14 protein-coding genes are annotated in these 22,824 nt (G+C 43.2%); 10 read left to right on the forward strand and 4 right to left on the reverse strand.

Annotation, left to right across the window (positions count from 1 at the left end; all coding sequences use genetic code 11):
• The first annotated feature begins 373 nt into the window (after nucleotides 1-373).
• Both Q0993_RS05795 and Q0993_RS05800 read left to right on the forward strand, forming a co-directional pair.
• Nucleotides 374-1,006, forward strand: coding sequence for a hemolysin III family protein (locus tag Q0993_RS05795; protein ID WP_299530646.1), 633 nt, complete (start codon nucleotides 374-376; stop codon nucleotides 1,004-1,006).
• Between the two features lie 32 nt (nucleotides 1,007-1,038).
• Entirely contained in the window at nucleotides 1,039-3,297 is a 2,259-nt protein-coding gene (locus Q0993_RS05800) for a c-type cytochrome (protein ID WP_299530648.1), read from the forward strand.
• A 29-nt stretch (nucleotides 3,298-3,326) separates the two neighbouring features.
• Here the strand turns inward: Q0993_RS05800 and Q0993_RS05805 are convergent, their stop codons facing one another.
• A complete protein-coding gene (locus tag Q0993_RS05805) occupies nucleotides 3,327-4,160 on the reverse strand; it encodes a DUF6503 family protein (protein WP_299530650.1) in 834 nt (277 codons plus the stop codon).
• A gap of 48 nt (nucleotides 4,161-4,208) precedes the next feature.
• Nucleotides 4,209-5,417 (reverse strand): hypothetical protein, encoded by a 1,209-nt coding sequence (locus tag Q0993_RS05810; RefSeq protein ID WP_299530653.1) that lies wholly within the window; start codon nucleotides 5,415-5,417, stop codon nucleotides 4,209-4,211.
• 117 nt (nucleotides 5,418-5,534) lie between these two features.
• Here Q0993_RS05810 and Q0993_RS05815 point away from each other — a divergent pair, with 117 nt between their 5' ends.
• The 3 genes from Q0993_RS05815 to Q0993_RS05825 are packed head-to-tail and all read left to right on the forward strand — an operon-like array spanning nucleotide 5,535 to nucleotide 11,337.
• The gene (locus Q0993_RS05815) at nucleotides 5,535-8,771 is read left to right on the forward strand and encodes a DUF1553 domain-containing protein (protein WP_299530655.1); all 3,237 of its coding nucleotides are present in this window, start codon (nucleotides 5,535-5,537) and stop codon (nucleotides 8,769-8,771) included.
• A gap of 11 nt (nucleotides 8,772-8,782) precedes the next feature.
• On the forward strand, nucleotides 8,783-10,261 hold the full coding sequence (locus Q0993_RS05820; protein WP_299530658.1) for a DUF1501 domain-containing protein: 1,479 nt from the start codon (nucleotides 8,783-8,785) through the stop codon (nucleotides 10,259-10,261).
• An 11-nt stretch (nucleotides 10,262-10,272) separates the two neighbouring features.
• Nucleotides 10,273-11,337 carry a 6-bladed beta-propeller gene (locus Q0993_RS05825; protein ID WP_299530661.1) on the forward strand — a complete coding sequence of 355 codons (1,065 nt, stop codon included), beginning with the start codon at nucleotides 10,273-10,275 and terminating at the stop codon, nucleotides 11,335-11,337.
• A 16-nt stretch (nucleotides 11,338-11,353) separates the two neighbouring features.
• Here Q0993_RS05825 and Q0993_RS05830 read toward each other — a convergent pair whose 3' ends face one another.
• Nucleotides 11,354-12,277, reverse strand: coding sequence for a ThuA domain-containing protein (locus Q0993_RS05830; protein WP_299530664.1), 924 nt, complete (start codon nucleotides 12,275-12,277; stop codon nucleotides 11,354-11,356).
• 10 nt (nucleotides 12,278-12,287) lie between these two features.
• Nucleotides 12,288-13,304: a LacI family DNA-binding transcriptional regulator gene (locus Q0993_RS05835; RefSeq protein WP_299530666.1), complete on the reverse strand. Its 1,017-nt coding sequence runs from the start codon at nucleotides 13,302-13,304 to the stop codon at nucleotides 12,288-12,290.
• A gap of 231 nt (nucleotides 13,305-13,535) precedes the next feature.
• On the opposite strand from Q0993_RS05835, the gene Q0993_RS05840 reads away from it, so the two are divergent.
• The 5 genes from Q0993_RS05840 (at nucleotide 13,536) to Q0993_RS05860 (ending at nucleotide 22,782) form a co-directional block, all read left to right on the forward strand.
• Nucleotides 13,536-16,751, forward strand: coding sequence for a SusC/RagA family TonB-linked outer membrane protein (locus tag Q0993_RS05840; RefSeq protein WP_299530668.1), 3,216 nt, complete (start codon nucleotides 13,536-13,538; stop codon nucleotides 16,749-16,751).
• 21 nt (nucleotides 16,752-16,772) lie between these two features.
• Nucleotides 16,773-18,632, forward strand: a complete 1,860-nt coding sequence (locus tag Q0993_RS05845) for a RagB/SusD family nutrient uptake outer membrane protein (RefSeq protein ID WP_299530670.1) — start codon at nucleotides 16,773-16,775, stop codon at nucleotides 18,630-18,632.
• Between the two features lie 64 nt (nucleotides 18,633-18,696).
• Entirely contained in the window at nucleotides 18,697-19,920 is a 1,224-nt protein-coding gene (locus Q0993_RS05850) for a PmoA family protein (RefSeq protein WP_299530672.1), read from the forward strand.
• A 17-nt stretch (nucleotides 19,921-19,937) separates the two neighbouring features.
• On the forward strand, nucleotides 19,938-21,314 hold the full coding sequence (locus tag Q0993_RS05855; RefSeq protein WP_299530674.1) for a Gfo/Idh/MocA family oxidoreductase: 1,377 nt from the start codon (nucleotides 19,938-19,940) through the stop codon (nucleotides 21,312-21,314).
• A 91-nt stretch (nucleotides 21,315-21,405) separates the two neighbouring features.
• Nucleotides 21,406-22,782 (forward strand): putative oxidoreductase C-terminal domain-containing protein, encoded by a 1,377-nt coding sequence (locus tag Q0993_RS05860; protein ID WP_299530676.1) that lies wholly within the window; start codon nucleotides 21,406-21,408, stop codon nucleotides 22,780-22,782.
• The last annotated feature ends 42 nt before the right edge of the window (nucleotides 22,783-22,824 follow it).

A 22,824-nucleotide genomic window follows, 5' to 3' on the forward strand; every position in this document is an offset into this window, starting at 1 on the left:
TCCATTCCGAACAGGGAAGTTAAGCCCGCCAGCGCCGATGGTACTGCCCCAAAAGGGCGGGAGAGTAGGGAGCCGCCTTCCTCGGGCGCCCCCTCCGCATCATGCGGAGGGGGCGCCCTTTTTTATGACTATTTCTTTCCGAAGATGGATTTTATAGAAGGGAACTAGGGCCTCATGTCGTACCCTATATTTTAATGGGGAAATAAATCCGACTTGCAAAGCACACTTTTTTGTATACTTGCAGCGATTTGGGATAAAATATATTCTATAGTTCCCAAGTCATAATTGTTCCAGAAAAATTGGATATTCCGGAATCGGTCAACTATTACAATTTAGTTCATGGAATCCAATAGGCTTTAAAGTTTTTTTTAGAATGCCAAGAGAAAAATTTAACAAATGGGAAGAGCGGGGTAATGCCATTTCCCATGGCCTTGGCGCGATTTTGGCTCTTTTTGGGCTCTTTCTTCTTCTCAAAAGCAACACGAACAAAACGATTTATGCAACCTTTGGAATTGTTCTCTATAGTCTTACCCTAATTTCGATGTTCATGGTATCCTCCCTTTACCATGCCGTACAAAATTCCAAACTTAAACGCCGATTACGGATTCTGGACCATATTGCCATTTATTTTCTTATTGCGGGTACATACACGCCATTGACCATTATCACCTTGGAAAGTGGCAATGGGTGGTATATTTTTTGTACGGTTTGGGGTATTGCCGCCTTAGGAACCGTCCTTAAACTTTTTTATACAGGCAAGTACGAAGTGGTTTCATTATTGCTTTATTTGGCCATGGGTTGGCTTATCGTAATAGATTTTGAAAATCTTATGGAAAGCACAACATCACTGGGAATTTGGCTCTTATTCATTGGGGGTGCCTTTTATACATTGGGAATTTTATTCTATGCTTGGGAAAGAATACCCTACAACCACTTTATTTGGCACCTGTTCGTTTTGGGCGGGGCTATTGGCCATTGGTTTTTTATCTATAAAGGGGTGATATGAACGGTGCCAAAAAAGTGAAATGATTTTACGATATGACGGTATTATATAGAATAAGGGAGTTGAGAATCAAAAGCCGACTTTTTTTGACGCTTTTGGTATTTGGATGTAAGACTTCCTACGAGGAACCTAAAATTCTTTTGGAAGAATACCAACTGGAGGATGGTTTTCGTTTGGAGGTAGTCGCTTCGGAACCACACCTAAAGGCCCCTGTCGCCATTGATTTTGATGCCCAAGGTAGGATTTGGGTCGCGCAAATGCCGGGTTATATGAATGATATGCAAGGCAGTGATGAGACTAAACCGGTAGGAAATATCAAGATTTTGGAGGACTTGGATGAAGATGGTGTCGTGGACCATTCCAAAGTATTTCTGGATAGTCTGGTTATGCCCCGTGCCTTGGCCCACGTTTATGGCGGCCTACTGTATGCAGAACCTCCCAAACTATGGTTTGTTGAGATAGAGGATGATAAACCCGTTCACAGGGTACTTGTCGATTCGATTTATGCTTCCAAAGGAAACCCTGAACACCAACCCAATGGACTGCTGTTGAATATCGATAACTGGATTTATAATGCCAAATCTAATTTTCGGTACCGAAGAAGAAATGGCATATGGGAGAAAGAACCGACTACCTTTCGGGGGCAATGGGGAATCAGTCATGATAATTTTGGAAGATTATACTACAATGATAATTCAAGACAATTATTAGGAGATTATGTCTTGCCGAATCGTGTGGTACGCAATCCTTACTTTACACCCAAAGTGTCCGTAGATCAAATGCTTACCAAAGATCAGCGCGTTTACCCACTTCATGCCACCACTGTAAATAGGGGATATGCCCAAGGTGTTCTGAACAATGATAGTATCCTGGTTCATGCCACGGCCGCTTGCGGACCCTTGGTGTACAGAGGGGGAACATTCCCGAAGGCGTATGAACAGAATGTATTCGTTTGCATTCCTGAAGGCAACTTGATAAAACGGAATATTTTAAAATTTACCGGGGATTCCACTATTGCGGCGCAAGCTTGGGAGCATCGGGAGTTTTTGGCCTCGACAGATGAAGGTTTTCGCCCCGTAAATTTGAACAACGGTCCGGACGGCAGTATGTACGTTGTGGATATGCATCGCGGTATGATAGGACATCATGCTTATTTGAGCCCTTATTTGAAAAAGAAAGTAAAAGGGAACCAACTGGATACCCTTATTAATTTTGGCCGTATCCTAAGGGTACAGAATGAAACAAGCAAGGCCAAACCCTTTCCGAATTTCGAAACTCTAAATACCGAAGAACTAGTATTTCTATTACAAAACCCCAACGGATGGATACGTAATAGGGCCCAACACTACTTGATCTTCAAAGAAGAAACAGGAGCAATAGAGCCCTTGAAAAATTTGACGTTGGGGCAAGAAAATCCATGGACCAAAATCCATGCATTGTACACTTTGGAAGGATTGGATGCCCTTTCCGTTGATTTTTTGGTGAGTGTGGCCAAAAATAGTTTGGCGGATGTTGCCATGCATGCCATTGTTTTGATGGAAGCATTTGCATCCAAGGAAAATGGTAAAAAGGCGGAATCACTTTTTAAAGACTTGATGAAGCGTGGGAATAACGGTATCGACCTTTATATAGGTAGTACATTGGGTACTTGGATGGCTGTTGACAGAGAGCGATTTTTTCCTCAAATGGTGACTTTGCTGGATAGATATCCCAACAAACCTATTTTTCATGAGGCCATTTTGAGCGGATTATCGGAGAAAGAACTGTTTGTAAAGAAATCTTTGGATACATCGCCTGATTTTGTTCATTCACCATTTCTATCACTATTGGCACAAAGTATCGCGCAACGGACGAAAGGCACCATGAATCCCATTTTCTCCAGAATCACCTTGGCCGAAGATAATAGAACGAGTGGAGCCAAGATGTTCTTCGAGATTTGTGCCTCTTGCCATGGAATCAATGGGCAAGGCATACAAGGTTTAGCGCCTCCTCTTATGAATTCCGAACATATTGAGAATGCCGAAAGGTTAGGACTGATTATTCTTCATGGATTGGAAGGACCAATAGAAGTAAACGGGGAGCATTACGATTTTAATCTGGCTATGCCTGGGCTCATCCGGAACGAAAACATAACCGATAAGGATATCGCCGATATCATTTCCTATGTTACCAACGCTTTTTCCGACAATCCCAAGGTACTCACGGAAGAAAAAGTAAAGGAGCTTCGGAGTACAAAATCAAGGAATGGTTCGGAATATACAATGCAAGAACTCTTGGAGTACTCTGGAAAATAAGGGGATGTAACAACTTGAAGTTACAAAGCTCAGTTTTCCAGTTTTTCGATCACTGCATTTTGCGGTACCTCAAAAACACCTTCATTTGGAATTCCCTTTAAAAATTGAATAGCACTAAAAATCCGCAAGTGGTTCTTGCTTTTTCCTATTGCACCCTCATTCCATTCAAAATTTTCCATTTTGTGCGGCATCATCAGTCCTTGTATCCTTCTATAATCGGAATAGACCTTAGCACTGCTTACTTTGGAATTCTCCTTATCAAAATAGGAAACGGAATACGTAAGGATTTCCATGAGATTGGTTTCAGGATCAATATAGAGATAGTATACATCCTCTGGGGTAAGACCCACTTCAGAACCAAATGTGACTTTTAGGGATTCGAATGTCCTGTCATTTATTACCGTTTTTCCAGCATAACTGATGTTTACCCCAGGATCTTTTAAAAGAAAAGGTAGGCCTATGAAATAAAAATCCAGATTATAATAAAAAGCGGCCGATTTTCCGGATACCTCGCTTGCATCAGGCACCGCCCAGGCGACTTTTCCATCAAAACCGACCTCATATTTCTTTGACTTAAGATAGGCCCTTCTGTCCTTCAAATGGGTAAGTTGATAGACTTCTTTTCCATTATCATTGAGGTTGTACTCCAGTCCTACGAAGGATTTCCAGGTATCGATTCCTCCATGGGCTTTAAGACACTTCTCAAGAAGCTCCATTCCCTGTTTTTCTTCAGGGCTTGGAACAACAATCGGTTTACTTTTCGACGTCTCTTCGGATACGCTTGTCTCCGCTTTTTTTTCGGTTTTACAAGCAAATACAAGCACTAGCACTATACAACAGAATACTATTTTTATAACTCTCAAAACATTACAGATTTAGAAAATCAATATTACGTTTTATTCTTGAAATCGTTAAGGTTCGGATGCGTAATTTAACTTGTGCATATACAGTATTTTACTACTAAGTTCCATTCTATCTATTCCATTGACCTCAAAAAAGACTTCATAGTACTCGGGCAAATAACCAAATTTGGATTGAAGTGCGGCTTCCAATCCTTGCAATAATTTTGCTTCGGTAAAATTTTTGAGGCTCTGTGTGGCACCCGTATCCCAAATTCCTGAAAAAAGATAAATGGTATTGCCATTTGGTCCCGGAACTTTGGTCAAGAGGCTGTAATCCGTATGGTAGGAATCCGCGTTCCCTTTTGGTTTGTAAGTAAGGATTTTGTCATTTTCATTGGAAGTATATAAGAATGCGTCACTTTCGACATCATAGTCAAAAGCGGAATCTTTGTAAAAGGACTTAAAGACGCCCAAGGTTTTTTGCATACCAACAACAATAAGATCATAGTCCTGCAGTTGTTTTGGATTAAATCTAGACATGGTGCGGATGATAAAATCTTTGTCAATTGCGTAAAAAACCTCTGAAAGCTTTTTTATCCATTGGGCACTACCTAATATAAGGTGGGTGTACGTCAACGGTTCAATTTCCGTATCCGTCTTTGTATTGATCGACTTGAACACTTCGAATTCCTGTAGGGAGTTTATGCCGGGATCGCGTATGGTTCTTGTCAACTGCAGTATCGTATCCCTTTCATTATAAACGAAAAGATCGCCCATAACCAACATGGTGGGAAGCTTACTCCCTATTAAATCTGCCCAAAGTCCGTCTTCATTGATTATGGTTTTTTCATTGCCCGCAGTACCCTGATAGAGATTTAATGCAAGTGATAAGAGTAGGGCCGTAGCCAACGGAATAACCCATTTTTTAAGATGGGATAGGGGCGGTTTTGAAATGCCCTCCTTTCTTTCAATAACTTCAATGGCATAGCTTCCCTTGGGTATGGTCAACCGTTTTTCGTCGGAATCACCTTCATTTTGATAGTACGCCTTGAGTTTTTTCCGTAGATTATACACATATACCCGAATCAAAGTGCTTTGAGAGGGATCGAAATCGGTTTTCCCAAAAATTTCAGAAGCGATAGTAGTTTCCTTGGGTACATTTTTGTTTAGGGAACAGGTTACCAAATACCTTAAAAGATTGGCGTAAGTACCGGATCTACCAAAGGATTTACTGGCTATGATTTTTTCAACAATACCGTTAAATTCCTCCTTTACCATGTTTCAAACCTACGTTTTACTAAAGGTATGAATTTATTATTAACAGTTAATAAAACTGTTTTTATACCTGACCCTCGCATAGCTTTATAATTATATTTGATTGACTGGCAATTCATAATGATAGCATACAGACAACTAATACTAGGGTTTTTATCAGTGATGATTTTTTCCAATTGTACTTGGAGCCCTCCTGATCAAATTGAACTGGCTTATGAGGAACTCCCGGACCAAATTGATTTTAACTATCACGTAAAACCCATACTTTCCGACAAATGCTTTGCTTGCCATGGCCCTGATATGGCCAATCAAAAAGCCGGACTTCGGCTAGACCTGGCTGAAAATGCCTATGAGGCATTAAAGGGTTCGGGTAAACATCCTGTGGTGCGCGGTAGACCAGGGAAGAGTGAGATTGTAAGGCGCATGCTTTCCGAAGACCCCGAGGTAAAGATGCCACCCCCGGAATTTAAGGTAGAATTGAGTGAGGAAGAAATTGCGACTTTGGTCAAATGGATAGAACAAGGTGCAGAGTATAAGCCCCATTGGTCCTTCATTGTTCCCAAAAAAGGGGAATTGCCTATGATTTCAAAAAAGGATTGGGCCAATAATGAGATTGATTTTTTCATTGGGAACAGATTGGAAAGGGAAAAGCTGAGACCATCGGAAAAAGCGACCAAGGAAAGTCTGATTCGGAGACTGAATTTTGATCTAATCGGCCTTCCACCAACTTTACAACAGATACAGGATTTTGTAAACGATACTACGGACCAAGCTTATGAAAAGGTGGTAGATCGTCTTTTAGCCTCTCCGGCTTATGGGGAACGTATGGCCACGGAATGGATGGATGTGGCCAGGTATGCGGATAGTGATGGATATTTGGATGATAAGCATCGGGACTTTAGCCCGTATCGCGATTGGGTCATCAAGGCTTTTAACGAGAACATGTCCTACGAACAGTTTACCACTTGGCAACTGGCAGGAGACCTTATTGAAAATCCGACCCAAGAAAGTAAACTGGCTACGGCCTTTAATAGATTGCATAAAAGAAACTCTGAGGCCGGTATTGTTTTCGAAGAGTATCGGGTAGAATATGTGGCCGATCGGACCCTAACCGTGGGCAAGGCATTTTTAGGCCTGAGCGTAGAATGCGCCCGTTGTCACGATCATAAATACGACCCTATCAGTCAGAAGGAGCATTATGAGCTATTTGCATTTTTTAATAGCACTAACGAGTTGGGTACCGCGGTCTATGGCCCAGGTCAGGTTCCGGGGCCATCCCTTTTGTTGACCAATAAGGAGCAGGAAAAGGTATTGGAATATATTGATACCCATATAAATGTGGCTAAAAAGGACCTGGTCTCCGTACAGCGTGAAAAGCTGAAGGAAACACAGATCGCCAATCTTAGGAAAAATCTTAAGGATAACTTGCAAAAAGGACTCAGAAAAGGTCTAGTGGCCAAACTGAATTTCGATAATTTTTTTCCAAAGGATGCAAAAACATTGTCTACGAAGAGCGGAAATAGCAATGGGAAGATGGCCTCTGTTAAGGAGCCCGAACTTAAAAAGGGAGTAAGTGGAAAAGCAGTGTTTTTTAACGATTATACCGCCATTACCCTGCCCGAGAAAATAGGTTGGTTTGATCAATCCGATCCCTTTACGGTATCTATTAGCGCTTTTCCGGATACACTTTATGAGGAAGCCTCTCTCTTTACCCACTGCGAGGAAACCCGATTGGGATTAAAAGGGTATTCCATGCATTTGGAGGACAATCACCTAAAATTCATCATTGCTCGATCATGGCCCAGCAATGCCATACAAGTAAAGACCAAGAATCCTATTCCCGAAAAGGAATGGAGCCACATCACGGTTTCCTATGATGGGTTGGCCAGGGCGAACGGTGTACATATCTATGTGAATGGCCAAAAAACTCCTCTTGCAGTTGAAATCGATAACCTCTATAAATCCATCTTATTTCGAAAAAATGTCCATAATTATCCTTTTTATGGTTTTACAATGGGCATTCGTGATAAGTTTAAAACCTTTAAGGACGGCGGGATTGACAACCTTAAAATCTATGATAGGGAATTATCGCCCTTGGAGGTTATGTATGATTTTGATCCGGTTGAAGCCCTAAAAATGGTGGACAGGGACAAGGATAAAAACTTACTAAAGGACTTCTTTTATACCAGTATAGACCAAAAAACCGAAAAGAAACGTTTGAGGTTGCAGACGTTACGAAAGGAAAGGATCCAAGAGTTGGAACCCATTAGGGAGATTATGGTCCTTGGTGACCTTGCGGAACCTCGCCCCACTTATGTGCTTGACCGTGGTATGTACGATGCACCCACGGAAGAGGTAGTCCCCGACGTACCCGAAATCATTATGCCCTTTAACGAGAATTTGCCAAGGAATAGGTTGGGGCTTTCCCAGTGGTTGTTCGACAAAAATAATCCCCTGACCTCAAGAGTTTTTGTAAATCGATTATGGCAGATGCATTTTGGTCATGGTCTGGTAGCCACAGCCGATGATTTTGGAAATCAAGGAAACCTTCCTTCGCATCCCCAACTGTTGGATTGGTTGGCCGTTGAGTTTATGGAATCCGGTTGGGACATCAAAAGGATGCACAAATTAATGGTTATGTCGGCTGCCTATCAACAAAGCTCCGAAGTAAGACCAGAACTACTGGAAATAGATACCGACAATGTTTTGTTGGCCCGTGGCCCTAGCCGGCGAATGACCGCTGAAATGGTTCGGGATAATGCCTTGGCCATAAGTGGATTGCTTTCCCCAAAAGTAGGGGGACCTAGTGTATATCCCTATCAGCCGGAGGGCTTATGGGACGAAATCAGTAATAAACCTTGGCGTTACCGATACAAACAAGAACCCGGGGAAGGGCTCTATCGAAGAAGCCTTTATACCATTTGGAAGCGCACATCGGCCCCACCTTCCATGCAGATTTTTGATGTGGGGGACCGCAGTGTATGTACCGTGAGCAGGAGGCAGACAAGCACTCCCTTGCAGGCATTGGTGTTGTTGAACGACCCCCAGTTTGTTGAAGCCTCCTATGTATTGGCTGAAAACATCATTGAGCAAACCAGGAATAATATCGAAGAACAACTAAAGCAAGCCTTTCAACTTAGTACCGGACGAACTCCGGAATCAGTGGAGATAAATCTATTAAAGAAGTTTTACAATGATGAACTGGAACGTTTTCTGGTCAAGAAGGAAGATGCCGCAGCCTACTTGGGTATAGGCGAAACAAAAATAAAAAGTACTTCTGACCCAATTCAAGTGGCGGCCTTGGCCACGGTCATCAATGGAATCATGAATACTTCGGAAGGGTATACTTTAAGATAAATCGTGTAGTTATGAACGAGTTTCAGGAAAAGCAAAAATTTGAGGATACCCGAAGAGGTTTCCTGAAAAAGGCCTCATTAGGTTTTGGTTCCATAGCACTTTCCAGTTTGTTGGGGCCTACAAACGCGTTTGCCAATAATTTATTGGATGCTAAAAAAGCTGCTACATTGACCGGTATTGGTGGGGCATTGAATGGGACCCATTTCCCTGCCAAGGCTAAACGGATTATTTATTTGTTTCAGAGTGGAGGACCCTCTCAAATCGAAACCTTTGACTACAAACCGGGATTGGCCAAATGGCATGGACAGGAAATTCCAGATTCTGTTCGGGGTACTCAACGAAACTCCGGAATGGTAACATCCCAGTCCACATTTCCCTTGGTACAGTCAATTTATGACTTTAAGCAATATGGGCAATCCGGTACCTGGGTCAGTGAACTGTTTCCGTATACCGCGAAAGTTGTAGATGACCTTTGTGTTATTAAGTCCATGTATACGGAAGCCATTAATCATGAGCCTGCCGTGATGTTCGTACAGACAGGATCACAATTGAGCGGTAGGCCCTCTATTGGCTCTTGGTTGAGCTACGGGTTGGGAAGTGACAACAAGGACTTACCCAATTTTGTGGTGATGCTCTCAAAGGGTGGAGGTGCCCAACCTTTGAGCTCTGCAGCTTGGGGTAATGGTTTTCTTCCATCGCATCACCAAGGGGTGCAGTTTCGATCGGGCAAGAATCCAGTTCTATATTTGAACAATCCACATGGAGTTCATGACCATGACCGTAGAAGGGCGCTCGATTATATTTCCGAATTGAACAACCATCAGTACGATATTTGGAAAGATCCCGAAATTCAATCAAAGATCAATCAATACGAAATGGCCTACCGTATGCAAAGTTCGGTCCCGGATGCCGTGGATACTTCCAAGGAACCGGACCACATTTATGAATTGTATGGCGAGGATGCAAAGATACCGGGTACCTATGCGGCCAATTGTCTTCAGGCAAGGCGCTTGGCCGAAAAGGACGTTAAATTCATCCAATTGTACCATATGGGTTGGGACCAACATGGCGGACTCCCAAGGGGAATCAAAAGACAGGCTTTAAGCACGGACCAGGCCACCGCGGGACTCATTACCGATTTAAAGCAAAGAGGACTTTTGGAAGACACCCTAGTGATTTGGGGAGGCGAATTTGGCCGGACCAGTTTTTCTCAGGGAAGATTAACGGCAGACAACTATGGTAGAGATCACCATCCAGGTTGTTTTACGATGTGGATGGCCGGTGCTGGGGTAAAACCGGGCATGGTTTACGGACAAACGGACGAGTTTAGCTACAACGTGGTACAGAACGGGGTGCATGTTCATGATTTTCAGGCTACCTTGATGCATCTCTTGGGTATAGATCATGAAAGGCTTACCTTTAAACATCAAGGAAGAAGATATCGCTTAACCGATGTTCACGGGCACGTGGTCAAGGATATTTTGGCATAATAAAGAGATTTTTGGAGAGAAGAAAGTTTTTGGGAAAAACACTAAGCGCCAGTGGTGCTACCTTGGCCGCTTCATCGGTTCCTTTCTACATTATGCCCGCCAGGGCTAAACTAGAAAAGACGGTACTTGGCCATGGAGATTTTACCTATCGCTTGGAAAGGGAATGGGGGGATTTAAATCCCGAAAAATATCCTGTGAATAATTGCCATGAAATGGTAATGGATCGTAAGGGAAGGCTTTTTATGCTCACGGACCATCCCAAGAACAACATTTTGGTATACGACACCTCGGGAAGACTTTTGGACCATTGGACATTAGGTTTGCCCGGAGCACATGGTCTTACCCTACATGACCAAGGGGGAGAAGAGTTCCTATATATTACAGATCCTGGATTGGGTAGGGTCATCAAAAGTTCGCTCGATGGAAAAATTACCATGGAACTGGACCATCCTTCAAAGGTTGGAGCGTATGATGAGCAATTGGCTTTTAGGCCTACGGAAACGGCCATAGGTCCTGATGGTGATATTTATATAGCCGATGGCTATGGCTCGCAATTCATCTTGCAATATGATGTGAAGGGTAGGTTTATTCGAAAATTCGGGGGTGATAGTTTTTTACAGGAATCCAAGTTCAAACAGGCCCATGGTGTGGCGTTGGACACTAGGGACTCCGCCAATCCTACCTTAATTTGTTCCGCCAGGATAAAGAATTCCTTTAAACGTTTTTCCCTGGAAGGGGAATACCTGGAGACGTTTTATATGCCGGGCCTTTTCGTAAGCCGTCCGGTTCTGGATGGCGAGAATATTTATTCCGGCGTTTGTTTCGGGATGGAGAAAGGCAACTACAATATGCAAATGAATAAGGGATTCGTTACAATTTTGGATAAGGAGAATAGGGTAGTCTCCAATCCAGGCGGTACAGAACCTATCTATGAAAACGGCAAGTTACAATTGATGCTTCAAGATCAACCTGTCTTTAAGCATTGTCATGATGTCTGTGTAGACCGGGATAAAAATCTGTATGTGTGCCAATGGAATGCAGGTGGGGTGTATCCGTATAAATTACATCGGGTATAGGTATTGACGTTAATTTTCAATTTGGTTTTGCCATTGGGGAATCATCACACTTCAAATCCCCCACAACATACTGGAGACCGTCCAAAAGGTATTGCAACAATTCCGGATTTTCCAAACTCTGTGCATTATGGGAGGGAGAAGTATAGAATACCCGCCCCTTACCATATCTTTTGATCCAGGAAACATAATTGACATCGTGGCTTACCACTTTTTTTAAACCTTCCAATTGATCCACTTCGATATACAGCAATGGTCTAAAATTATAGTCGAAATAAGCATTCTTAAAAAAATAAGGTTCGTCTATATGGGTAAACCCCTTACCCTTGAATGCCTGGACCAAAGGATGGTTTGCATCTACCTCCTTCAAGTGCATTTCCTGTTGTTTGGGATGGTAATCAAAACTACCTCCCGTCATTTTGCTAAATTCAGCTGAATTGTTTTGTACGGTAATGGCACCATGAAGTATCATTAGTCCACCGCCCTTTTTGACATAGTCCATCATATTTGTTTCATATTCAGGGGCCTTGTTCTTGATCTCGGCATCTGACAATGAGCTGTTTTGACGGAGCAGATCGGCAAAAAGATCTCTATCCGGACCGCTAGGGTTGCAATTGTTAAAAATGACGGCATCATAGTTCTTGAGACTTTCCTTTTCAAATTTTTGAATATCGTAACCTACATGGATCTCAAATACTTTGCTTTTTTTGGCAAGAATTTTTAACATTTCAACATTATGCGGAATGGTCCAGTGGTAGAACCCAGTGGCTTTAGAGAAGACAAGGATTTTCTTCTTATCTACATTTTTTACCGTGGGCGCGATCGGTGCAATTTTTTCTATTTGGGCCAACCATTCCTCATTAGGTTCAAACTCTTTAATGTCTTGTGCGTTGGCAATCCAACAAAAAATGGATAGAAGAATAATTGATGTTACTTTTTTCATAATAAGCCGATTAGTTTTGGGTAGATTCCCGAATGATTAAGGTATGTCTCAGTGTAATTTGGTTCGCGGATTGTAGGTTTATGGCGCCATTTAGGTGCCCAATGACACTTTGCCCGGCCAAAACACCCATTTTATAGCCGGGATAGTCTATGGTGCTAAGATTGGGACTAATGACCTCGGACACCGGATCATTATTAAATCCCATGACTTTTATATCCTCGGGAACACGATACCCTTCTTTTTTGAGTTCTTTGATACAGTGAACCGCAAATTTATCATTGGCTACGAAGAGCCCATCAATTTTTGGAAGGGATTCCTTAATATGGGTTATCACTTCCGGTACTTTGTTCAAATCCAAGTCCACTTCCACTAGATTGTCCTCTTTAAAGATGATGCCGTGCCTCTCCAAAGCCCTTTTATAGCCCCTAAATCTCTCGCGATATACATTTCTCTTTAAACCCCCTGCAATATGTAGGATATTGGTGCAACCTTGATGTATTAAATGTTCCGTGGCCTCGTAGCCCGCAGCTTCGTTATCTATCAAAATGGTAGGGCAATTCGGCAAATCAAACACCCTATCAAAAAACAACAAAGGTATTTTTCGGTCTATAAATGTAGTAAGATGATCAAAGTTTTCCGTTCCGTAAGCCAAAGAAATCATGAGGGCATCTACCCCACTGTCATATAAGGTTTTGGCATTCAGCACTTCTTTTTCGGCCGATTCCAGGGATTGACTAATTATCAAGTTATAGCCTACATCGTTTGCCACTTTTTCGATACCCGCTAAAACCGTAGACATGAAATTGGAATTTAATTTTGGTACAATCACGCCAATAGTGTTGGATTTTTGTTGGCTTAGGTTCGCGGCGAATTTGTTGGTACGATAACCCAAGGATTTGGCCGTAGCAATAATTCTGTCCTTTGTTTTTTTGCTTATGGAAGGATGATCGTTCAAACTTCTACTCACCGTTGCAGGAGAGACGTTGAGCTTTTTTGCCAAGTCGTAAATCGTAATTTTTTTACCCATAATGGCAATACTTTCTGCAACAATAATACGCAACAAATATGGAATCTAGAAAAAAAGCCGATAAAAACTTGTTTTTAATCCCTTTTTGAGCAGTTATAAATGTTGTATTAATATTTGTTGCGTTAAAATAACCATTTGTTTCATAAATTTTTACGCAATCGATTGCATTACTCCGATTTTTGTTTAGATTTGTTTAACAATTCAACAATCTAAACTTAAATGACCGATTTTATGAAACACTTATTTGAAAAAGCAAAAGTTTCAAAAAAGGTATGGGTCCTATGCCTTTTTGCCGGGATGTTCACTATATTTTCCTATAGTCAGGACGTTTTTACGGTTACTGGAACAGTAGTGGATGATGCGGGAATCCCTTTGCCCGGTGCGGCAGTGGTTGAAAAAGGTACTACTAATGGTGTGTCGGCGGATTTTGATGGAAATTATTCCATAGAGGTCTCCAACGCCAATGTTACCTTGGTATTTACTTACATTGGTTTTGAAGCCCAGGAGATACCTGTAGGTGGCAGCTCAACAATTAATGTTGCCATGGTAGCCACGGCCTCCACCTTGGACGAAGTTGTTGTGGTCGGGTATGGAGCCGTAAGGAAGAAAGATTTGACAGGTGCGGTAGCGCAGCTGGATGCTACCCAAGTTGCCAATCAATCTGTCAATACGGTAACCGATATCTTACGCGGTAACGTTGCGGGCCTAAACATAGGATTTTCCGCCGATCCAAAGGGAAATAGTGAAATCCAAATACGGGGTAACAACAGTTTGGCTGCCGGGAGTAGTCCTCTGATCGTTGTAGATGGTATTTTATATACAGGAGATCTTTCCGATATCAACCCGGCCGATATTGACAAATTGGATGTATTAAAGGATGCCAGTTCCGCTGCGGTTTATGGGGCACGAGGAGCGAGCGGTGTTATACTGGTAACCACCAAAAGGGGAACTAGCGATAAGCCGGTAATTAATATTAACACCAGTGTGGGGATAACCCGAGAGGCAAATCCCGTTAGGCCATATAGTCCCGAAGGCTATGCCAATTGGAGGGTGGACGTCTTTAAAAGTAGCCGTGGCCAGTTAGCCTCAGATAATCCCGGAATATTTGATAACCCCAATAACTTGCCGGCCGGGGTCACATTAGATCAATGGTTAGGTTATACGGGTGCACAAGGCGATCCGACAACAGTTTGGCTGACAAGAATAGGCTTTCAAAACGTAGAGGTCAATAATTACTTGGCCGGGAACAGTATCAACTGGTATGATAGGATTATGCAAACTGGTTTTAGAAACGAGCAAAACGTAAGTATTTCCGGAAGTAATGGAGGATTGAACTATTATTGGTCCATAGGTCGTATGTCTAATGAGGGTATTATTGCCGGTGAAAAGTTTGAGACCTTGCGGTCCCGTTTAAACCTGGATGCTAAAATCAACGACTGGTTAACCGTAGGGATGAATACCCAATTTGCCAAGAGGGACGAAGGTTTTTTGCCAGCAGACCAAAACCAGGTTTTTGCTTCCTCCCCTTGGGGCTCCGAGTTCGACGATTCCGGGGAGTTTTTGAGGATTAGCCCACAGGATGACCCCGGGGCAGGTGCCCAAAGTGCATTTTTAAGACCTACTTATGATGATTGGGTAGATTTGGAACATTCCTTCAATTCGCGGATATATGCCAAGGTACAATTGCCCTTGGGATTCTCCTACGAACTGGGCTATACCAATCGTTTGGATATAGAGGAATACTTCGTGCATGCCTCATCATTGAATCCTAACAATCAGGTGGGCCGCTCTCAACGGTGGAATCGCAAACAAACCGAGTACCAATTGGATAATATTATCCGTTGGGATAAGACCCTAGGGAAACACATCTTCGGTCTCACCGCCCTTTTCTATGCGGAAAAATACCAAACTTTTACTACCATAGCCAATTCCAACACCTTTGAGCCCAATGACGCCCTTGGTTTTGGTGCCTTACAAGCGGGGCTTATTCAGGGCGTATTCTCGGATGATGAGGAGACCACGGGCGATGCAATTATGACCCGTCTCAACTATAATTATGATGCCAAGTACAATTTGAGTTTAACCATGCGTAGGGATGGTTATTCGGCCTTTGGCGCTGCCAATCAACGGGGATTTTTCCCCTCTATTGCGGGGGCATGGACCATTTCTGAAGAAGATTTCTTCAAGTCTGAGCTTATCACCTTTTTAAAACTAAGGGCCTCCTATGGTGAAAACGGGAACCGGGGTTTTGGTAGCGGAAGACGAATCAATACAAGCCCTAATCCTGGTGGTTTTAGGTCCTTTGAGGCCGAACGTGGATTAGGCGCATATGCCCAGCTATCCCAATTGGCGGCCGGCAATTATCTCAATGTAGGCGATTCCGGGGTAATACCCGTAGCCACCCTTGATAATACCACCCTACAAAATCCTGATCTACGCTGGGAAAGAACCAAGGCGGTTAATTTAGGATTGGATTTTAGTTTTGCAGGAGGTGTTGTTGAGGGATCTATCGATGCCTACCGAAATATTACCACGGATTTAATCGTTGAACGCGAATTGCCCAATGTTACCGGATTTCAAAATGTGTTCACCAATTTGGGGGAAGTGCAGAACCAAGGACTGGAATTTGTGATATCCACCCAAAACTTTAATAGGGAGAACTTTACATGGAACACCAACTTTAACTTTTCCATGAACAGAAACAAGATCAACGCACTTTATGGAGATCTGGACGAAAATGGCAATGAATTAGATGATATTGTCAATAGAAGATTTATTGGTCAGCCGGTGGATATTATTTGGGATTTTGAGGAACTAGGGGTATGGCAATTGGATGAAGCCGATGAAGCGGCCGCTTTTGGTGTAGAACCCGGTGACTTTAAACTCCGGGATGTGGATAATAACGGAATTTTGAACGATGATGATAAGGTTTTCGTGGGGAACCGTGCTCCCCAGTACATTTGGGGTATGACGAATAGATTCACGTTTTTCAAGAATATTGATTTTGCCTTCGAATTGTATTCCAATCTAGGCCAAAAACGAGTTTTTAATGAGGCTAAGAATAGAAACGGTTTTGTGGATCGGGTAAATTCTCCGGTAACCCCATACTGGACTCCGGAAAACCCCTTAAATGACTATGCTCGTCTATTTTCCAATGATGGTAGTGCTGCCTTCAATATTTACCGAAACAGTTCCTTTATTCGATTGAGCAATATTACCTTGGCATACAGACTCCCAAAAGCTTTATTGTCAAAGCTTAGGATAAATAGTGTCCGCATTTATGGCAACATCCGTAACGTTGCGGTCTGGGCACCGGACTGGGACTTCTACGATCCCCAAGGTTCCAATATTAATGGAGCAAGCAGAAATAATGATGGTGAACTGGTAGCGAATGGTAGAGAACCCGTGCCAAGGTTCTTTACATTGGGTCTTGATATAAGTTTATAATAAAAAGAAATAGATAGAACTATGAAAAATATAAGTAAGAAATACAGATACAGTGTAGTGCTACTGTTTGTTTTGGCGTGCATCCCACTTTCGTGTACCAAGGAGTTCTTAACACAGGAACCGAAATCCTTTTTTACGCCCGAGAATGCCTTAAACACCCCTGAAGGACTGAATGCCGTGCTGTCCCAAGCCCTAACGGGTATCAGGGCGGAATTTTATGGGGATGGGGCACCTATGATTACTGAAAACATTTTTTCCGAGGTGGCCATAGAAGGTACGACGGACAAGGCCGGCCCCGCTCAGGATTTGAATGCACAGATCCTTCCGGATGCCAATCTCAACAGTTCCAACTTCAATAGGATTGGGTGGTTTTGGGAGGAATTTTATGAAGGGATTAAATTCGCCAACACCGTAATAAATCGGTTGGACGATGCCGATTTCGAAAGCGAGGCCCAGCGAAACGATATTTTGGGCAGAGCTTTGTTCCATAGGGCATATCGCTATTATCGCCTGACCCATCAATTTGGGGATATTCCCTTTATCCTTGAGGAGATTTCGGGACCTCGATTGGATTTTGTATCCACAGAAAGGGATGTTATCCTAAGGAAAATTCAGGAAGATCTTAATATGGCTGTACCCATGGTCAATGAAACCGCTGCAGGTGGGGAAGTTACTAGAGGTGCCGTCTTACATTTATTGACCAAAGTAAATCTGGCTTTGGGTGATTTTGATGAGGCAATTGCGTCAGCGTCCCAAGTTATCGATGGAGGCAACTATGATCTTATGAGAAATAGGTTCGGAGTTGATGAATCCATTACCGACAAAGATGTTACCTGGGATTTACATCAAGTAGAAAACAAGAGTTTACCGGGCAACACAGAAGGGATTTTAGTGGCCATAGATAGACTTGAGTTTAGAGATAGGGGTGCTTTCGGTAGCGGTACCAGTATTATGCGGCAGGCTGTTCCGCTATGGTGGCGGTTTATCAATACCCCGGATGGCCAGGACGGTATGTCAGACGACCCCTTAGCGGACATCCCATTGGTTTTGGAAGTGGGACGGGGCATCGGTAGAAACCGCGGTACGCGTTATAGCACCATAGATGTTTGGGAGGATGCCAACAATGACCAACGACATAATCGGAACAATGGGAATTGGATTGATATGGAGGATTTGGTCTATAACGAACCTCAGCTGTTGGCAGATGGCAATTCATTCTATGGCCAAAATCTACAGCTATACCTACCGGATGGTACACCGCTTTGTTCGGATACCATACGTAATTGGTACGGTTTTCCCCAGTATAAATTGTTCGTTGAGGATCCTACCGCCACCAGACCATCAGGAGGACATGGGGATTGGTATATCTATCGTTTGGCTGAAACCTATCTCTTAAGGGCAGAGGCTTATTTTTGGAATAATAACAATGCTATGGCCGCTGCCGATGTCAATGCAGTTCGTCAAAGAGCTGAGGCAGATTTGATAGACGCCAGTGATGTCAATATTGCTACGATTTTGGACGAACGGGCCAGGGAACTCTATTATGAAGAACCTAGAAATACGGAATTGACCCGCATTGCCTACATTTTTGCAAGAACCGGAAGAACCTCATATCTGGGAACTTCCTATAGTTTAGATAATTTTTCACAGTCCAATTTTTGGTTTGACCGCATAATGGACGTAACTGATTTTTATAATGTTCCCGGGCTTCGAACCATATTCGGGGTTGCATTTACAATGAGTCCCTATCACGTATTGTGGCCTGTACCCGCACCGGCGATAAACGCAAATACGCAGGGGACCATAAACCAAAATGAAGGATATCCGGGGGCGGAAAACAATATTCCGCCACTTACAAACATACCGGAACCCGGTGAATGATATGAGTTGAGCGAGTTTGAGTTTGTTAGTTTTTTCTTAAATTCCGTCGCCTAAACCTTTGTCTATGAAACAGATTTTTCTTTTTTGCCTCGTCATCGCCTTAGGGTCGTGCAAGGAAAAAGAGATATATCGATTTGAGGTGAAGGAGGGCGACGGTATTTTAAATGCCTTTCCAGTGGCACTGGAGCTTTATGACTTCAAAAATGGCTTGGAAGGAGAATATATGATTTTCGACCATGGAGAACCAATTTCTTCCCAATGGGATGGGGAAGGGAAAAAAATCTGGTTTCTTCATCACCCAGATACAAAGTCTTCCTACAGTCTGGAAAAGGTTGAGAAGAAACGCATTCCTGGTCCAAATTTATTGGCTTCCAAGGCTAAAAGAAGTCTTCAATTGTCCATGGAAGGTAATCCTTTAGTACAGTATAGATATGAAATGATGTATCCTCCCGAAGGTATTGATTCCCTCTACAAAAAATCCGGTTTCATACATCCCCTACGAACACCAAAAGGAGATACTTTGACACGTATCCAACCTCCGGACCATTATCATCACTACGGACTATGGGGACCTTGGACCCATACACAGGTTGACGGCGAACGGGTAGATTTTTGGAATCTTGGAGAGGGTATGGGAACCGTACTGTTCAAAGAGTTTAAGGAAACAAGTTCCGGCAATGTCCTTACATCCTTTACAGCGACCCAGGAACATATCGACCTAAAGACGGTTAATGCACCTCAGGTAGCATTGAACGAGAATTTGAAGGTGCAACTTTGGAATTTGGACCGCCCCGATCGATACATGCTGGATTATACCACCAGCTTTACGTCTCCTTTGGAATCAGGAATGCTTTTTGAAGCCTATCGCTATGGAGGTGGTATTGGTCTGCGGTTCAATGAACGTTGGCACAAGGACAACTGCTCCGTACTGACCTCTGAGGGCAAAGATCGATTGACGGCTGACGGCAGCAATGCCCGTTGGTGCATTGTTAGCGGTACATCTTTGGATGGACAGGGAACCCATGGTATTGTATTTCTGAGCCATCCAAAAAACCGGATGCACCCTGAACCTATGCGCATTTGGCCCGTGGATGCCAATGGGGGGAGGGGCGATATGTTCTTTGAGTTTTGTCCGATTCGGCATGAAGAATGGAAAATTGAGCCTGATAAAACATATGAGTTGAATTATAGAATGGTGGTGTTCGACGGCGAACTCACCGCCAAGGAGGCTGAAGCTTATTGGCAGGCATTTGCAGAGCCACCACAAGTACAGATTAGAAAAGAATAAAGTAAAAACAAAGTATTGTGAAGCGAAGAAATTTTATGGAAAAAACAGCAATGGGAACCGCAGCAATGGTAGGTTTCCCCAGTATAGTACCCTCCCATGTCTTGGGCAAGGAAGCCCCAAGCAACAAAATCAATATTGGTCAAATCGGTTGTGGGCGTATTGCCCGCTCCCATGACATTCATGATACCATACGTTTTGAGGAGGCCCGGTTTGTTGCCGTTTGTGATGTGGATTCCAAAAGGGCCGTAGATGCGAAGAATTTGGTCGATGGCTTTTACAGGGAAAAGACGGGGAAGGCGAAATACATGGATACCAAAACCTACGGGGATTATCGGGAAATGCTCTTGGACAAGGATATTGATGCGGTGGTGATAAGCACACCGGATCACTGGCATTCGCAACCCGCCATGGAGGCGGCCTTGGCGGGGAAGGATATCTATTTGCAAAAACCGACGTCCCTGACCCTAAAGGAGGGCCAACAATTGCGCGATGTCATCAAGAAAACAGGTGTAATTCTTCAAGTGGGTACACAACAAAGGGCCATGCCCCAATTTCGCGTAGCTGCCGAACTTGTTAGAAATGGGCGGATAGGGAAGATCCATACCGTAAAGATCGGACTGCCCGGAGATCCCTCAGGTCCCGAAGCACCAGAAATGCCAGTGCCTTCCAATCTAGACTTTGATATGTGGCTAGGTTCTACCCCTAAAGTGCCTTATACGGAAATTGGGGTACATCCGAGGGAAGGGTACAGCAGGCCAGGTTGGTTGAGGTTACGAAGTTATGGGGCGGGTATGATAACCGGATGGGGCCAACACCATTATGATTCGGCCGCCTGGGGAATGGATACGGAGTTAACAGGACCTATTTCGGTAGAGGCGTTGGCAGAATTTCCAAAGTCAGGTCTATGGAACGTACATGGTGATTTCTTTGTGAAGCACGAATACGACAATGGGATGACCGTTTATACCAGTGGAGGTTATACCAACGGAATACGGTATGAGGGTACGGATGGATGGATTTTTGTTTCCCGCGGGGCCTATCAAGCATCCGCTTCAGACCCCGTGGACAAGGAAAAAAGTGCAAAGGCCTTGAATGCTTCCGATCCCAAAATATTGGAGTCTGTCATCGGCGATAACGAAATGCATCTTGAAAAAATTGAAGACCAGCATGGTAATTGGCTGGAATGTATCAAAACCCGGAAACAACCCATTTCGTCCATTGAAAAAGGACACAAGGCCTGTGCCATTTGTTTGATCAGTGATATCGCCATGCAATTCGATAGAAAATTGGAATGGGATAATGAAACGGAAACTTTCGTTAATGACTACGAGGCCAATGCCATGTTGACACGCGAACAACGGCGACCCTATGGAACAGATTATGTAAAGGTTTAAGGCCAAAGGTATCCTTACAGAAAATACAAAGCGCAAATGTAAAGTCTTCGGAAAATCATAACTTTCCTATCAAGTAATGAAACCAAAAGAAATGAAATTTAAGGCCTTGTTCTTATCGATACTCTGTTTTGCCTGTGCAGAGAAAAAAACTAAAGAAAAAATGGACCGGGAAGAAACCGTGGAAAAGGTGAAATTGATGACTTTGGACCCGGGCCATTTTCATGCGGCCCTGGTACACAAGACCATGTACCCCCAAGTGGATTCCACTATTTATCTTTTTGCTCCGGAAGGGCCGGAAGTACAGGACTTTTTAGCCAAAATTGAATCATACAATTCCCGGGAAGAATTACCAACGGATTGGAGTATCCAAAATTACCTTGGGTCCGATTATTTGGAAAAAATGATTTCGAAAAAACCGGGAAATGTGATGATCGTGGCCGGGAAAAATTCAAAAAAAATCGATTATATACTCGAGGCGGTCAAGGCTGGCATAAATGTGTACGCAGATAAGCCATTGGTTATCGATCTGGAAGGATTTGAGAAACTAAAGGAGGCCTTTCAGATTGCCAAGGAAAAAAATCTCCTGATTTACGATATCATGACCGAGCGTTTTGAATCGACAACAGTTATGCAGAAGCTTTTTTCCACAATGCCTTCCGTGTTCGGCGAATTGATGGAGGGTTCTCTTGAGGAACCGGCCATTAGTAAGGAAAGTGTCCATCATTTTTTTAAATATGTCTCTGGGCAACCTTTGGTTCGTCCCCCTTGGTTTTTCGATGTAAATGAAGAGGGTGAGGGCATCGTCGATGTAACCACGCATTTGGTGGACTTGGTGCAATGGGAAGCCTTTCCGGGCCAGATTATCGATTCTACGAATGTTGAAATGCTCAGTGCCAAACGTTGGCCCACCATTTTGAACAGGGATGAATTTCAAAAGGTCACCGGTCTTGATAGCTATCCTGACTATTTGCAAAAGGATGTTAAAGACGAAAAGCTTCATGTCTTCTGCAATGGGGAAATGCGCTATAAGATTAATGGAAAACTTGCCAAGGTTTCCGTTATTTGGAACTATCAGGCTCCCGAGGGAACGGGCGATACCCATTACAGTATTATGCGCGGTACCAAATGTGATTTGATCATTAAGCAAGGCCCCGAGGAGAACTACAAGCCTATATTGTATGTTCGGCCCAAACAAAAAGAGGGTTTTGAAACAAATCTAACCAATGCTATCAACACCAAAATCAATGCGGAATTTCCGGGTACCACTATGGAAAAGCTTTCTGATGGGAGGTATCGGATCTCTATTCCGGATAGATTCAAAATTGGCCATGAGGCCCATTTTGGTCAAGTCACGGATAATTATTTGAAATATTTGGAGGCCGGAAAACTTCCCGAATGGGAGGTTCCCAATATGATTTCAAAGTATTATACTACAATCGAAGCTTTAAAAATGGCACAGCAAAAATAAATTGCAAGAACCACTTTCTTTCCTATATTTATAAACGGTAAA

The sequence above is a fragment of the Ulvibacterium sp. genome, from assembly GCF_028285715.1.
In the GTDB taxonomy this organism is placed as follows: Bacteria; Bacteroidota; Bacteroidia; order Flavobacteriales; family Flavobacteriaceae; genus Ulvibacterium.

Excerpts from the sequence above, each read along its gene's own strand:
- Q0993_RS05795 (WP_299530646.1), top strand. The coding sequence starts at position 374 with ATGCCAAGAGAAAAATTTAACAAATGGGAAGAGCGGGGTAATGCCATT.
- Q0993_RS05800 (WP_299530648.1), top strand. The coding sequence starts at position 1,039 with ATGACGGTATTATATAGAATAAGGGAGTTGAGAATCAAAAGCCGACTT.
- Q0993_RS05810 (WP_299530653.1), bottom strand. The coding sequence starts at position 5,417 with ATGGTAAAGGAGGAATTTAACGGTATTGTTGAAAAAATCATAGCCAGT.
- Q0993_RS05815 (WP_299530655.1), top strand. The coding sequence starts at position 5,535 with ATGATAGCATACAGACAACTAATACTAGGGTTTTTATCAGTGATGATT.
- Q0993_RS05820 (WP_299530658.1), top strand. The coding sequence starts at position 8,783 with ATGAACGAGTTTCAGGAAAAGCAAAAATTTGAGGATACCCGAAGAGGT.
- Q0993_RS05830 (WP_299530664.1), bottom strand. The coding sequence starts at position 12,277 with ATGAAAAAAGTAACATCAATTATTCTTCTATCCATTTTTTGTTGGATT.
- Q0993_RS05835 (WP_299530666.1), bottom strand. The coding sequence starts at position 13,304 with ATGGGTAAAAAAATTACGATTTACGACTTGGCAAAAAAGCTCAACGTC.
- Q0993_RS05840 (WP_299530668.1), top strand. The coding sequence starts at position 13,536 with ATGAAACACTTATTTGAAAAAGCAAAAGTTTCAAAAAAGGTATGGGTC.
- Q0993_RS05845 (WP_299530670.1), top strand. The coding sequence starts at position 16,773 with ATGAAAAATATAAGTAAGAAATACAGATACAGTGTAGTGCTACTGTTT.
- Q0993_RS05850 (WP_299530672.1), top strand. The coding sequence starts at position 18,697 with ATGAAACAGATTTTTCTTTTTTGCCTCGTCATCGCCTTAGGGTCGTGC.
- Q0993_RS05860 (WP_299530676.1), top strand. The coding sequence starts at position 21,406 with ATGAAATTTAAGGCCTTGTTCTTATCGATACTCTGTTTTGCCTGTGCA.